The organism is Flavobacterium franklandianum (assembly GCF_007097365.1).
Taxonomy (GTDB): domain Bacteria; phylum Bacteroidota; class Bacteroidia; order Flavobacteriales; family Flavobacteriaceae; genus Flavobacterium; species Flavobacterium franklandianum.
This window is the reverse complement of sequence record NZ_VJZR01000005.1, coordinates 17,732-32,375: the sequence shown is the minus strand read 5'-3', so window position 1 is coordinate 32,375 and position 14,644 is coordinate 17,732. Positions and strand designations below refer to the sequence as shown.

The window sequence follows — 14,644 nt, the reverse complement described above, 5'->3', positions numbered from 1 at the left end:
TATAAAAATACTTTGATACTAATAAAACGCATCCTGTTTAAGTATGTGTTTTGAATTTTGGATTTCAATTTAGTGGGGCAAACTTTGTTCAAATAAAGTTATGTCAATCGCATTGTCAACGTCATAGTTGCCAATTTTTGTTCTTCGCAATACTATTAAGTGCGAACCAGAATGTATTGCTTTACCAAAATCGTAAGCTAAGGAGCGAATATAAGTTCCTTTACTACAAACAACTCTAAAATCGACTTCAGGCAACGCAATTCGGGTGATTTCGAATTCGTGAATGGTAGTTTTACGGCTTGCTATTTCCACATATTCTCCAGCACGTGCGTGCTCATAAAGACGGATTCCGTCTTTTTTTATGGCCGAAAAAACAGGTGGTTTTTGATCAATTTCTCCCAAAAATTGTTTAACCGTTTCCTGAATCAAAGATTCATCAATATGTGAGGTGTCGAAAGTTTGATCTATTTCGGTTTCAAGATCATAAGATGGTGTAGTGGCTCCAATGAAGAAAGTTCCAGTATATTCTTTGGCTTGACCTTGAAATTCAGTGATTCTTTTGGTAAATTTTCCAGTGCAAACTAGTAATAATCCACTGGCTAAAGGGTCTAAAGTTCCTGCATGACCTATTTTGAATTTTTTAGGAAGCCCAACTTTGTTGATTAAAGCATATTTCATTTTATTGACCGCCTGAAACGAAGTCCAATGCAAAGGCTTATCAATCAAGATGATTTGTCCGTTTATATAATCTTCGGCAGTTTTCAATGTGATTTATTTTATATATGAAAAGTAAATCAACAAGAATGTGCCCATAATGATTCGGTACCAACCCCAAGGTTTAAATCCAAATTTGTTAATGATTCCAATGAAAAACTTGATGGCTATTATGGCAACAATAAAAGCGACTATATTTCCCATCAAGAACATCATTATGTTGTCATTTGATTTTAAAATTAGTTCATAACCTTTCATTTGTGAAGTTTCATAAGTTTTCAGAAACACCGAATAACAAGTAACCGCTAACATCGTTGGAACTGCCAGAAAAAACGAAAATTCTGCAGCTGTGTTGCGTGATAATCCTTGTTGCATTCCGCCAATGATGGAAGCCGCTGACCGACTTGTTCCTGGCATCATTGCCAAACATTGCCAAAAACCAATGATAACCGCTTTTTTTACAGTAATATCTTCTTCATTAACAATTGTAGTTTTGTCTTTGAAATGTTGGTCAACAAAAAGTAAAACGACACCTCCAATAATCAGCACAACGGCAATTGGAATTGGGTCTCCCAAAACGGCTTCAATTTTATCGTCGAATAATTTTCCTAAAACCAAGGCTGGGATTACGGCAAATGCCAATTTAGTATAAAAATTCATTCCGATTTTTAGAGTAGGAAAAGCCAAGAATTTCTTCCAATACAAAGCCACAACGGCCAAAATGGCACCAAATTGAATCGAAACCTGAAAAAGTTTCACAAAATCGTCTTCTTGAATTCCAAAATAGGAACTAGTAAAAATCATATGTGCTGTGGAAGAAATAGGAAGATATTCTGTTAGGCCTTCGACAATAGCAATAATAATAGCTTGGAGTGTATTCATTTTAAATTGTTGATTTTAGATTTCAGATTTCGTTTGTGCTAACTGAACACTAAAAACTGAATACTGTTTACTGTTTTTTCGGGTTTTTAAGAATGGCATAAATGGTGATTCCAAAACCAATTAAAACGGTTGTTGGAGCCAAACGAATTCTTCTGAAATTAAAGATTTCTTCGTTAAATACATTAGGATCATCGCTGCCGCCGCCAGACATCAATATAAATCCTAGTGTAATTACGGCAATGCCAATGAGTAAGATGATATAATTAGTTTTCTCAAAAAGAAATTCTTGTTTTTGTTCTTTGTTTTTCATTTTCAATTTGTTTTTTTTACTGAACACTACTACTGAACACTAATATAAATCGTCGGTTCTTAAATTCAAAAATCGTTGTGTTGCAAAATAAGTGCTTATCCAAGTAATCAAAACGCCTAAGCCGAAAACTAGTAATAACACAATAGCAACAAGCAATTTGTCGTCAAGAATTCCTAAATCAGGAAAATTTGTTTGAAGATAAACTAAAACGCTAATTAACGCAATGATAGCCAATCCCGCACCAATCATCCCTAATTTTATACTTCGTATTACAAATGGTTTTCTAATAAATGCCTTAGTAGCGCCCACCATTTGCATGGTTTTGATTATAAATCGGTGGGAATAAATTGATAAACGCAATGAGCTATTAATCAATAATACGGCAATAACAGTCAAGAAACCACTGATTATTAAAATCCACATACTTACTTTTTTGATATTGTCATTCACCAAATTCACCAATTGTTTGTCATAAACTATATCCGAAACCATAGGGTTTTTATGTAAACGACTCTCAATTTTTGCAATACTATCTTTCTCGACATAATCGGCTTTCAAGTGAATGTCATACGAGTTTTGCAACGGATTTGTGCCCAAGAACGTCATAAAATCTTCGCCAATAATATCGGTATGTTCCTTTGCAGCTTGTTCTTTAGAAACATAAACAAAGGATTTAGTGAACTTGGCCACTTTCAAATCATTTGCAAAAGCTTTAAGAATAGTATCATTTGCATCGTTCTTAAAAAACACTGTCATAGCAATTTCTTCTTTGAAATTGTTTGCTAGTTTTTGAGAATTTATAATAAAAAATCCTAGAATTCCTAAAAGGAACAAAACTAAGAAGACACTTAGTACAACTGAAAAATAGGAGGAGATTAACCTGCGTTTTTGAAACTTATCAAAGTTAGAAGCCATAGTTTATTGGAATTATGGGGTAAAAATAACAAACAATTTCTTTATTTAAAGTTAATAACGCTCAAACTTTCAACTTTCGTACAATAAATGTAAATTTGCCACTCATTTTTAGTTTGTTGTTTATAGTTTTTGGTTTGTTGTTATAAGCCAGAACCCTAAACCACAAGCAATAAACCATTAACAGAATAATGACTTGAGTGTGCGAAAGCATGACTCCATTAAAAAACAATAAAAATCAGGAATGAAATACAATCCGAACGAAATAGAGGCCAAATGGCAAAAACATTGGGCAGACAATCAAACTTTTGCAGCTGAAAACAATTCCGAAACCCGAGGCGAAGCCGAACTGAGCGTAGCTAAACCAAAATATTATGTTTTGGATATGTTTCCTTATCCTTCTGGAGCAGGATTGCACGTGGGACATCCGCTGGGTTACATCGCTTCGGATGTGTATTCTCGATACAAAAGACATCGCGGATTCAATGTTTTGCACCCAATGGGTTATGATAGTTTTGGATTACCAGCCGAACAATATGCCATACAAACGGGTCAGCGTCCAGAAGACACTACTTCGGTAAATATTGACGGTGGCGTGGACAAAGAAGGTAACAAAATTGCTGGATACCATAAACAATTGGATAAAATTGGATTTTCATTCGATTGGAGTCGTGAAGTGCGTACTTCGAATCCTGATTATTACAAACACACGCAGTGGATTTTTATCCAATTATTCAATTCTTGGTACAATAAAAACACGGACAAAGCCGAAGATATTTCGACTTTGGTTGCCATTTTTGCATCAGAAGGAAATGCAAATGTAAAGGCAGTTTGCGACGATAATATTCGAACTTTTTCGTCAAACGAATGGAACGCTTTTTCATCAGAAGACCAACAAAAAATACTATTACAATACCGATTAACTTATTTAGCAGAAACTGAAGTGAATTGGTGTCCCGGATTGGGAACTGTTTTGGCCAATGACGAAATCGTAAACGGCGTTTCGGAACGTGGTGGATTTCCGGTTATTCGCAAGAAAATGACCCAATGGAGTATGCGAATTTCTGCTTATGCAGAACGTTTGTTGCAAGGTTTGAATGATATTGATTGGAGTGAAAGTATCAAGGAAAGCCAAAGAAACTGGATTGGAAAGAGTGTTGGAGCGATGGTTTCTTTCAAAGTCAGCAGTCAGCAGTCGGAAGTCGGAAGTGAACCGCAATACATTGATGTGTTTACCACAAGACCCGATACAATATTTGGAGTTACATTTATGACTTTAGCTCCCGAGCATCCTTTGGTTCAAGAAATAACAACTGCGGACAATTTAGAAAAAGTAAATGATTACATTTTTGCATCATCTAAACGTTCCGAAAGAGAGCGTATGGCGGATGTAAAAACTATTTCGGGCATTTTTACAGGAGCTTATGCCGAGCATCCGTTTACCAAAGAAGCGATTCCGGTTTGGATTGGGGATTACGTTCTCGCAGGTTACGGAACAGGTGCTGTAATGGCAGTTCCTTGTGGCGATGAAAGAGATTATGCTTTCGCTAATTTCTTCAAAGGCAATCCCGAAACTTCGGGAGGAATGCAAGTAATCAAGAATATTTTTGATAAAGATATTTCAGAAAGTGCTTTTGGAGCCAAAGAAGGTTTCCAATTGGTTGATTCTGATTTCTTGAACGGATTGGGATACAAAGAAGGGACGATGAAAGTAATTGCAGAATTAGAAAAAATAAACCAAGGAAAAGGGAAAATCAATTACCGTTTGCGTGATGCGGTTTTCTCTCGTCAAAGATATTGGGGAGAACCATTTCCGGTATATTACGTGAATGGCTTACCGCAAATGATTGATGCGAAACATTTGCCAATCGTATTGCCAGAAGTAGAGAAATATTTGCCAACCGAAGACGGACAACCGCCTTTAGGAAATGCTTTGGTTTGGGCTTGGGATAGTATTCAGTGTTCAGTTGTTAGTGTTCAGTTGATTGATAATTTGACAATATTCCCCCTTGAATTGAACACAATGCCAGGTTGGGCGGGAAGTTCTTGGTATTGGATGCGTTATATGGATGCACACAATGACGGAGAATTTGCTAGCAAAGATGCCTTAAAATATTGGGAAAGCGTTGATTTATACATTGGCGGAAGCGAACACGCAACCGGCCATTTATTGTATTCCCGTTTTTGGAACAAATTCCTGAAAGACAAAGGTTTTGCGCCAACCGAAGAACCCTTCAAAAAACTGATTAATCAGGGAATGATTTTGGGAATGAGTGCGTTTGTTTATATATTAAATCAAAATATCTTATTAAAAAATTCTTCAGAAGGTTTAAAATCATTTAAAGTAAAAAATACAAATTATATTTTTTCAAAGACTAAATATTTAGAATTTTTGAAATCTGGAAACAACGAGATAATTGAAAAGATACTTAAAAACTTTGATAAAGCAGAAATAGATGTTAATTGGTTGAATTCTGAAAACCCTTTTATTATTAAACACGTTGATATTTCATTAATAAATGATGTCACAAATGAATTGGACATTCAAGCTTTTAAAAATCATTCATTATATTCAGATTATAAAGATGCTGAATTTATTACTGAAGAAAATGGAAAATATATAGTAGGTCGCGAAATCGAAAAAATGTCGAAATCCAAATACAATGTGGTAACTCCGGATGATATTTGTAACGAATACGGAGCCGATACGTTGCGTTTGTATGAAATGTTTTTAGGACCATTAGAACAAGCGAAACCTTGGAACACAGCAGGAATTTCGGGAGTTTTTGGTTTTCTTAAAAAATTATGGCGTTTGTATTTTGACGAAAATGGTTTGATTGTCACCAATGATGAACCAACGAAAGACAACTTAAAATCGTTACACAAAACCATCAAAAAAGTAGCAGAAGATATTGAAGGCTTCTCTTTCAATACTTCGGTTTCACAGTTTATGATTTGTGTAAATGAATTGTCAACGCAAAATTGTCATTCTCGTGCCATTTTAGAACCATTAACGATTTTGATTTCGCCTTATGCGCCACATATTGCCGAGGAATTGTGGAGTCAATTAGGGAATTCAGGTTCGATTTCGACAGTAGCTTTTCCAACATTGGACGAAAAACATTTGGTAGAATCAGAGAAAGAATATCCAGTTTCTTTCAACGGTAAAATGCGTTTTACTATGGTTTTGCCTTTGGATTTAACTAAGGAACAAATCGAGGAAATCGTAATGAAAGACGAAAGAACCATCAAGCAATTGGACGGAAAAACACCAAACAAAGTGATTATCGTTCCGGGGAAGATTATCAATTTGGTAGGGTAAAAAATCTAATTTTGAATAGATTAAGAATCTCAAATTTCAATTTCACGATTGGGGTTTGGGATTTTTTATTGTTATGGAATCTTTTTTAAACACATAGAAACATAGATTTTTTTGTTTTAAAAAAGGCGTTTCACTTTATTATAGTAAATCATAGCTATGTGAACCCAAAAAATGGGCTATCAAACTCTTTTTTCTATGTTTCTATGTGTTTCAAATTTTTATTATCTTTTTAAAGAATATTTAACGGATGTCAAATTGACATTTTCTAAATTTGGTTCATAATTTGATGTTCTAGTTTGAAACACATTAAAAAATAAAATTATGGGAATGGGATATATTATTTTAGCAGGTTTAATTATGCTAGGGAGCTGGTTAGTAAGCTCCAGATTAAAAAGTAAATTCGAAGAATATTCTAAGTTGCATTTGCAAAACGGAATGTCTGGAAAAGAAATCGCCGAGAAAATGCTCGCCGATCACGGAATTCGTGATGTAAAAGTAATCTCAGTTGAGGGACAATTGACCGATCATTACAATCCAGCAGACAAAACAGTGAATTTGAGTGAAGCGGTTTACAATCAAAGAAATGCAGCTGCAGCAGCGGTTGCGGCTCACGAATGCGGACACGCAGTGCAACACGCCACAGCTTATAGTTGGTTGACTTTACGTTCTCAACTAGTTCCAGTGGTAAATGTAGCTTCGTCTTATATGCAATGGATTTTGTTGGCTGGAATATTGATGATTAACTCTTTTCCATCGCTATTATTGATAGGAATCGTGATTTTTGCTGCCACGACTTTGTTTTCAATAGTTACTTTGCCGGTAGAATATGATGCGAGTAATCGCGCATTGGCTTGGTTAGAAAACAAAAGAATGTTGACACAACAAGAGCAAGCAGGAGCGAAAGATGCCCTGAAATGGGCTGCCAGAACCTATGTTGTTGCAGCTTTAGGCTCTATTGCTACTTTATTGTATTACGTTTCTATATATATGGGAGGACGAAGGGAATAATAAATAGTTCAAAAAAAAATTCCAAATTCCAATTGTATGTGGAGTTTGGAATTTTTTTATGTTTTTTGAGTTTTATTTTCCTTTATTGGCTTCTGAAATATATTTTTCTAATGCCATAGTCATCGAAGGAGTTTCTGGAGTTGGTGCAAGAATATCAATTCTTAATCCTTTTTCTAAAGCCGCCTTTTGAGTTGTGCTTCCGAAAACTGCAATCCTAGTATCATTTTGTTCAAAATCAGGGAAATTGCTAAACAATGATTTAATTCCTGATGGACTAAAGAATGCCAATACATCATAATAGACATTGGCTAAATCAGATAAGTCACTTACAACTGTTTTGTAAAAAATAGCCTGAGTCCAATCTACTTTAAGATTGTTTAATGTTATTGGAGCATCGGCATTGAGCTGATCCGAAGCGGGCAATAAGAATTTTTCGTCTTTGTATTTTTTTATCAATGGAGATAAATCTGCAAAATCTTTTGGGCCAACGTAAATTTTGCGTTTACGATATACCACATATTTTTGCAAATAAAATGCAATAGCTTCTGATTGACAAAAGTATTTCAATCCCTCTGGTACTTTGTAGCGCATCTCATCGGCCACTCTAAAAAAGTGATCTACAGAGTTTTTGCTCGTCAAAATAATAGCTGTAAAATGATTTAGATCGATTTTTTGAAGTCTAATCTCTTTAGCATTAACCCCTTCAACGTGGATAAAAGGTCTAAAGTCAACTTTTACTTTATGCTTATTTTGAAGTTCAAAGTAAGGGGAATTTTCCACTTTAGGCTCGGGTTGTGACACCAAAATTGTTTTTACTTTCATATTTTACATTTTCTAAGCAATACCTTTTGTGAACCAATAATACATGAAATAATAAGGTCCTATTTCGAGAGCGCAAAGATATAAAATAAAATAAAACAACTTGCTAAATATTACATTTTGATAATTTTTTATTGACACTAAATATGTTAAAACGCACGATAACAATACAATACATATAAGTATAGCCATAAAATTTCTTGAAACAGCTTCGTTGTAGAACAGAATGATGTTAAATGGCAATAAGAATATGCCTATATATGTCCTAAAAACAACTTTTTGAAGGTTGAATTGTTCAACAACCTCTTCAATATCGAAAGCATTAGCAATAATTTTTTCAATTAAAAATTTTGATAAAACGAAGTAAATCAGGAATGTAATTATCTGTATAAATAAAATCCAATCTGTTTTTGAAGCATAGCCAAAGTAAGAAAGCGAAATTTGAATAAAAAATGCAAATGAAATAAGTTGTACCAAAAATAACGCCACGGTAAAATTACTGTTAAGATGACTTCCGTCTTTATAAACATTAGTGTATTTATCGGAATAGATTAATTTTACAAAGTCGGCAAATCGATTTTCAAAAGCCGATTTTGTTATTGCAATGGTGGCAAATGAAAAGACAAACAAGATTGTAGCCCAATCTTTGTTCTCGATTATCCTTAAATGAAGTAAATTGTCAATCATATTGGCGCAAAATTACTAATTTTTTATTTCATTATTTTCATTATAAATTAATTATGAAATCGATGTGAAACAAAAAGATAAATTCATTGAATGAATGGCACTCTAAATTCCTAAATTATATACAATTATTAGCTTTACATAGGAATCAAATCGTATAAAAAGTTTACTTTTGCGGTGAAATTAATCGAAAATATGAATGATTGTATTGTTATAATTCCTACCTATAACGAAATTGAGAACATTGAAAGCATTATTAGGGCTGTGCTTTCTCAACATAAACCATTTCATGTCCTTGTTATCGATGACAACTCGCCAGATCATACTGCAGAAAAAGTCAGCTTGCTTCAATCTGAATTTGAGGGAAGATTGTTTTTAGAAAAAAGAATCGGAAAATTAGGTTTAGGAACTGCTTATGTACACGGTTTTAGATGGGCTTTGGAGCGAAATTACAATTATGTTTTCGAAATGGACGCTGATTTTTCTCATAATCCAAACGACTTAGAAAAATTATACGATGCTTGTCATTTTGGCGGAGCAGATTTAGCGATAGGTTCTCGTTATGTTACAGGTGTAAATGTGGTAAACTGGCCTTTGAGTCGAGTTTTAATGTCTTATTTCGCATCAGTTTATGTTCGATTTATAACTGGAATGCAAATTCACGATGCCACAGCTGGATTCATTTGCTATAAGAGCGAAGTTTTAGTGGGAATCAATTTAGATAAAATAAAATTTGTGGGTTATGCGTTTCAAATTGAAATGAAATACAGAACTTTTTGCAAAAAATTTGAGATTGTAGAAGTCCCAATTATCTTTACCGACAGAACAAAAGGGCAATCCAAGATGAGCAGTGCCATTTTTAAAGAAGCTGTTTTGGGGGTTATCGCTTTACGTTTAAAAAAAATATTTAACACCTTATAAAAGAACTCACAATGAATAAGGTTTTAATCAAAAATGCCAAAATAGTAAACGAGGGAACTATTTTTGAAGGCGATGTTTTAATCGAAAACGACTTAATTGTTGAAATTTCGGAAAGCATTAGCGCAAAATCATCCGAATGTAAGATTATTGATGCCGAAGGAAATTATTTAATTCCAGGTGCTATTGACGATCAAGTGCATTTTAGAGAACCAGGATTGACGCACAAAGGAGATATAGAATCTGAGTCAAGAGCCGCAGTAGCTGGTGGGATTACTTCATTTATTGAACAACCCAACACGGTTCCAAATGCGGTAACGCAAGAAATCCTAGAGGATAAATATCAAATTGCTGCCCATAAATCGTATGCGAATTATTCGTTTATGATGGGTGCTACCAATGACAATCTCGATGAAGTTCTAAAAACAAATCCGAAGAATGTTGCAGGTATAAAAATATTTTTAGGTTCTTCGACTGGAAATATGTTGGTGGATAATGAAGAAGTTTTAGAAAAAATATTTTCAAGTACACCTATGCTAATTGCTGTGCATTGCGAGGATGAAACTACCATAAAAAACAACTTAGAAAAATTCAAAGCCGAGTTTGGCGAAGCAATACCAGTAACGGCGCATCATCTAATTCGAAGCGAAGAAGCTTGTTATATTTCGTCTTCCAAAGCGATTGCTTTGGCCAAAAAGACAGGCGCTAGATTGCATGTTTTTCATCTTTCGACAGCTAAAGAAATGGAATTGTTTACCAATAAAATTCCATTAGAAGAAAAGAAAATCACTGCCGAAGTTTGTGTTCATCATCTTTGGTTTACCAATGATGATTATGCTACCAAAGGCAATCTCATCAAATGGAATCCTGCTGTAAAAACGGCCAATGATAGAAAAGCGTTGTGGGAAGCCTTGAATGACGGTAGAATTGACGTGATTGCTACAGACCACGCACCACATACTTTAGAGGAAAAAAAACAATCTTATTTGAAAGCTCCCTCTGGCGGACCACTGGTTCAACACGCTGTTGTTGCTATGTTTGAAGCCTTTCATCAAGGAAAAATAAGCATTGAAAAAATTGTCGAAAAAATGTGTCACAATCCCGCCAAGATTTTCAAAATCGAAAAACGTGGTTTTATCAAAGAAGGTTATTATGCTGATTTGGTTATCATAAATTCAGGTTTGCCTTGGAGTGTGAAAAAAGAAAATATTTTGGCAAAATGTGGATGGTCACCTTTTGAAGGATTTACTTTTAAATCTCGAATTACACATACTTTTGTCAACGGACAATTGGTTTATTCCGCTTTTAAAGTAAAAGATATTCGAGCCGGAAAACGATTACTATTTGATCGATAATTTGCTTATATGAAAAAAATAATATCATTTTTTATTCTTTTGATAGTTCTAACTGCCTGTAAAAAAGAGCTAGTCAAGGAACCTAAACGTCTTATCGAAAAAGAAAAAATGGTAAACATTATGTGTGATTTGTCACTTTTAGATGCAATGAAAGTCGAGAATCCCGCTCTAATGGACTCTTTTAAAAATAATTCGAACAAATACATCTATAAAAAATATAAAATAGACAGTGTTCAATTTGCTCAAAGCAATATCTATTATGCTGCAGATTACAAGGAGTACGAAAAAATGTACAATCAAGTTAAAGCAAGAATAGATAAAAACAAATCTGAGGTTATTTCCTTGATTAGAGCTAAGGCTAAGAAAGAAATGCAAAAGGAAAAGATCAAGAAAAAACTAAAAGAAAAGAAAGTAAGGGATTCAATAAAAAAAGCAAAGCAAAATCTGAACTTAAAAAAACAAACCGATTCTATTAAAAAAGCAAACCTACTCAAAGCTTCAAAATCATCGGATTCATTAAAGAAAATAAAAAAATAAGGATTTATAAACTTGAATTATCTTCTATATATTGCTGAATATCCAAAAAATCTAGTTGCAATGCGTTTTTGATTTTTTCGTTTGAGTACAAATTTTTTGAATAAGAAGCGATAGCAGTTTCTTTATCTAATATTCTTTTTGTTCGAAAAAAAGTCGAAAAAAACCAATCTATTCTCCATAAAATGCAAATTAAAAAAGGATTAATATAAACAGAAGGTTTTTTTGTTTTGAGGGCATCTGCCATAGCATTAAACAATTCTTGATAGCTAATCGTATTGGCAACGAGAGCAAACCGTTCGTTTTTAACTTCGCTTTTCATCAGTTGCACCATGATTTTTATTACATCAGGCACGGCTATGAATCCAGTTGTTCCTTTGGTATAAAATGGGAATCCGGTTTCTATTTTCTTAAAAAAAATGCCGCTTCCTTCTTCCCAAATTCTTGGTCCAAGTATGACTCCTGGATTAACAATTACGGAATCTAAACCTTCTTGTTGTCCTCGCCAAATTTCCATTTCGGCTCCAAATTTCGAAATAGCGTAGTCACTATGCGATTTTTCGGGATTCCATTCGGTTTCTTCTGTGATAATTTTTTCGTTTTCCTTTAAATCACCAAGAGCGGCTATTGAACTTATGAAACAAAGTTTTTGTACATTTTTAGCAATACAAAAATTAACAATATTGGCAGTTCCTTCTATATTTGTCTTTCGAATTATAGCTTCATCTTTTGGGTCGAAAGAGATAAATGCAGCACAATGGTAAACGTATTTAATATTTTCGAAAGCTATTTCCAAAGAAGGAACATCAAGAATATCAGCTTGAAGCCAATCTATTTTTTCGAATAAATTTTCTTTTTTGTAGTGTGAAAAGAGATGCTGGGTTTTTTGGATAGTTTCCAATTTTCGATAAATGGCACGAACACTTTCTCCATTTTCAATTAAATGAAGTAGTAAATGTGAGCCGACTAAACCAGTTCCTCCTGTGACTAAAACCATTTTGTAAATGTAGTAAAATCAATGTCAATATCAATTTCAACGGCAAAAATCAATACCAATTTTGAAAGTAAAAAAATAATTTTAATGGCAAAAAACAAATTCAGTTTTCAAAACTTCAAAATTTTCTCATCGCATTGAAATTTTTATTGCCATTGATATTTTGAAATTGCCATTGCCATTGAAATTCTTATCTTTGCGCAAATTGATTAAAAAGATGAAGAATTTTATTGAAGAAGTGACTTGGAGAGGAATGCTCCACGATGTTATGCCTGGCACACAAGAACATTTGATGGAACAAATGCGTGTGGCGTATGTGGGGATTGACCCAACTGCCGATTCATTGCATATAGGACATTTAGTTGGCGTGATGTTGTTGAAACATTTTCAAATATCAGGGCACAAACCATTAGCCTTAGTCGGTGGCGCAACAGGAATGATTGGTGATCCTTCAGGGAAATCAAATGAAAGAAATTTATTGGACGAAGCCACTTTACGGCACAATCAAGAAGCCATAAAAGGACAATTATCTCGTTTTTTAGATTTTACTTCCGATGCTCCGAATGCTGCCGAATTAGTGAATAATTACGACTGGATGAAGAACTTTTCTTTTCTGGATTTCATTCGTGACGTTGGCAAACACATTACTGTAAATTATATGATGGCAAAGGATTCTGTTAAGAAACGTTTGTCTTCTGAAGCTGCAGAAGGAATGTCTTTCACAGAGTTTACCTATCAATTAGTTCAAGGATATGACTTTTTACATTTATATAGAGCCAAAAGTTGTACGCTTCAAATGGGCGGAAGTGACCAATGGGGAAACATCACCACAGGAACCGAATTAGTGCGAAGAATCGCCAGCGGAAAAGCCTACGCATTGACTTGCCCGTTAATCACCAAAGCCGATGGAACTAAGTTTGGGAAATCCGAAGGCGGAAATATTTGGTTGGATTCCGCCAGAACTTCGCCTTATAAATTTTACCAATATTGGTTGAACACTTCCGATGTGGATGCCGAAAAATACATCAAGATTTTCACATTTTTATCTAAAGCTGAAATTGAAGAATTAACTCTAAAACACAGAGAAACACCGCATTTACGTTTGTTGCAAAAACGTTTGGCCGAAGAAATTACGGTAATGGTTCATTCTGCAGCAGATTTAGAAAATGCTATAAAAGCATCAGGAATTCTTTTTGGAAATGCCACAGCCGATGATTTAAAACAATTAGACGAAGCAACTTTCTTGGAAGTTTTTGACGGAGTTCCACAAGCTGAAATTGCAAAAAACGAAATCGAAACCGAAATCAACATCGTTGACGTTTTAAACGAAAAAACAGGATTTCTAAAATCGAATGGTGAAGCGAGACGCGCTTTGGCTGCCAATTCTATTTCGGTAAACCGAGAAAAAGTTACTGAAGAATTCGTGCTTTCGACCAAAGATTTAATCAACAACCAGTTTGTGTTATTGCAAAGCGGTAAGAAAAATTATTTTGTGATTCGAGTTATATAGCTATCAAATTATACCCACGAATATTACTATTATCAAAACGTCCCAATACCTCGAAGCAGTTGTTGGGATTTTTTTTAGTTTTCATACAAATCCCTAAAAACCAAATGATATAAAAACAATCAAATAAATTTCTATTGTATGTGTTTGTTGTTTAGGACAAAATATTAATAGTTTATTTGTGCTAAAAAAGAGTTCAATAATTTAGAATCGGAATCCTCTTAATTCGAATTTTACATTGAAAACAAAACAAATAAAGTCTTATTTTACCTTATTTATTCTTTACTACCCTCGGTTTTTTACCTTGTTTTAGCCAGTCTCAAGTTATATTTAATAAAATAAATCAAACCAATGGATTGTCTAATGATAGAGTAAGCAGCATTATAAAAGAGAAAAATGGTTTTGTTTGGATTGGTACGGAAAATGGATTAAATCGGTTTGATGGCAATAAAATAAAAATTTACAATAAGCAAAACAGTGCTTTAAGTTCGACAACATCCTTAAATAATTATGCTATCGATGTTTCTAATTTAAGTTCAGGAGTTTGTATTTTGTAGGTAAGTTCAAAAGAAGGAGCAAAACAATTTAAATTTTACAAAAAGTAGAAATATAGAAATCTTTCTATATAAAGTGAAGATTTCATAAATAGTTTTTTAAATTTATAGACTGTTAGTTTTGGTTCAAA

14 protein-coding genes are annotated in these 14,644 nt (G+C 33.9%); 7 read left to right on the top strand and 7 right to left on the bottom strand.

The window, feature by feature from the left end:
* Window positions 1-69 precede the first annotated feature (69 nt).
* The 4 genes from truB to FNW17_RS07725 form a co-directional block, all read right to left on the bottom strand.
* Window positions 70-765, bottom strand: a complete 696-nt coding sequence (gene truB, locus FNW17_RS07740) for a tRNA pseudouridine(55) synthase TruB (RefSeq protein WP_144071356.1) — start codon at window positions 763-765, stop codon at window positions 70-72.
* Window positions 766-771: 6 nt separating this feature from the next.
* Window positions 772-1,596: an undecaprenyl-diphosphate phosphatase gene (locus FNW17_RS07735; RefSeq protein ID WP_144071355.1), complete on the bottom strand. Its 825-nt coding sequence runs from the start codon at window positions 1,594-1,596 to the stop codon at window positions 772-774.
* A 67-nt stretch (window positions 1,597-1,663) separates the two neighbouring features.
* Window positions 1,664-1,906: a DUF3098 domain-containing protein gene (locus FNW17_RS07730; RefSeq protein ID WP_143389290.1), complete on the bottom strand. Its 243-nt coding sequence runs from the start codon at window positions 1,904-1,906 to the stop codon at window positions 1,664-1,666.
* A gap of 39 nt (window positions 1,907-1,945) precedes the next feature.
* Window positions 1,946-2,821: a cell division protein FtsX gene (locus FNW17_RS07725; RefSeq protein ID WP_143389291.1), complete on the bottom strand. Its 876-nt coding sequence runs from the start codon at window positions 2,819-2,821 to the stop codon at window positions 1,946-1,948.
* 241 nt (window positions 2,822-3,062) lie between these two features.
* Between FNW17_RS07725 and FNW17_RS07720 the strand changes: the two genes are divergently transcribed.
* Both FNW17_RS07720 and FNW17_RS07715 read left to right on the top strand, forming a co-directional pair.
* The gene (locus tag FNW17_RS07720; RefSeq protein ID WP_144071354.1) at window positions 3,063-6,140 is read left to right on the top strand and encodes a leucine--tRNA ligase; all 3,078 of its coding nucleotides are present in this window, start codon (window positions 3,063-3,065) and stop codon (window positions 6,138-6,140) included.
* 321 nt (window positions 6,141-6,461) lie between these two features.
* Window positions 6,462-7,148, top strand: coding sequence for a zinc metallopeptidase (locus tag FNW17_RS07715; protein ID WP_144071353.1), 687 nt, complete (start codon window positions 6,462-6,464; stop codon window positions 7,146-7,148).
* A gap of 72 nt (window positions 7,149-7,220) precedes the next feature.
* Here FNW17_RS07715 and FNW17_RS07710 read toward each other — a convergent pair whose 3' ends face one another.
* Complete coding sequence (locus FNW17_RS07710; protein WP_143389294.1) at window positions 7,221-7,970, bottom strand: uroporphyrinogen-III synthase; 750 nt, start codon at window positions 7,968-7,970, stop codon at window positions 7,221-7,223.
* 12 nt (window positions 7,971-7,982) lie between these two features.
* Window positions 7,983-8,654: a DUF4271 domain-containing protein gene (locus tag FNW17_RS07705; protein WP_144071352.1), complete on the bottom strand. Its 672-nt coding sequence runs from the start codon at window positions 8,652-8,654 to the stop codon at window positions 7,983-7,985.
* A 192-nt stretch (window positions 8,655-8,846) separates the two neighbouring features.
* Between FNW17_RS07705 and FNW17_RS07700 the strand changes: the two genes are divergently transcribed.
* From FNW17_RS07700 to FNW17_RS07690, 3 genes are read left to right on the top strand one after another with little or no spacing between them, the layout of a single operon-like run.
* Window positions 8,847-9,572, top strand: a complete 726-nt coding sequence (locus FNW17_RS07700) for a polyprenol monophosphomannose synthase (protein ID WP_144071351.1) — start codon at window positions 8,847-8,849, stop codon at window positions 9,570-9,572.
* Window positions 9,573-9,583: 11 nt separating this feature from the next.
* Complete coding sequence (locus FNW17_RS07695) at window positions 9,584-10,924, top strand: dihydroorotase (protein ID WP_143389297.1); 1,341 nt, start codon at window positions 9,584-9,586, stop codon at window positions 10,922-10,924.
* Between the two features lie 9 nt (window positions 10,925-10,933).
* On the top strand, window positions 10,934-11,461 hold the full coding sequence (locus FNW17_RS07690; RefSeq protein WP_143389298.1) for a DUF4296 domain-containing protein: 528 nt from the start codon (window positions 10,934-10,936) through the stop codon (window positions 11,459-11,461).
* Window positions 11,462-11,465: 4 nt separating this feature from the next.
* Here FNW17_RS07690 and FNW17_RS07685 read toward each other — a convergent pair whose 3' ends face one another.
* Complete coding sequence (locus FNW17_RS07685; RefSeq protein ID WP_144071350.1) at window positions 11,466-12,455, bottom strand: NAD-dependent epimerase/dehydratase family protein; 990 nt, start codon at window positions 12,453-12,455, stop codon at window positions 11,466-11,468.
* 214 nt (window positions 12,456-12,669) lie between these two features.
* Here FNW17_RS07685 and tyrS point away from each other — a divergent pair, with 214 nt between their 5' ends.
* Both tyrS and FNW17_RS07675 read left to right on the top strand, forming a co-directional pair.
* Window positions 12,670-13,962: a tyrosine--tRNA ligase gene (tyrS, locus tag FNW17_RS07680; RefSeq protein ID WP_144071349.1), complete on the top strand. Its 1,293-nt coding sequence runs from the start codon at window positions 12,670-12,672 to the stop codon at window positions 13,960-13,962.
* 353 nt (window positions 13,963-14,315) lie between these two features.
* A complete protein-coding gene (locus FNW17_RS07675) occupies window positions 14,316-14,516 on the top strand; it encodes a two-component regulator propeller domain-containing protein (protein ID WP_235893259.1) in 201 nt (66 codons plus the stop codon).
* Window positions 14,517-14,644 lie beyond the last annotated feature (128 nt).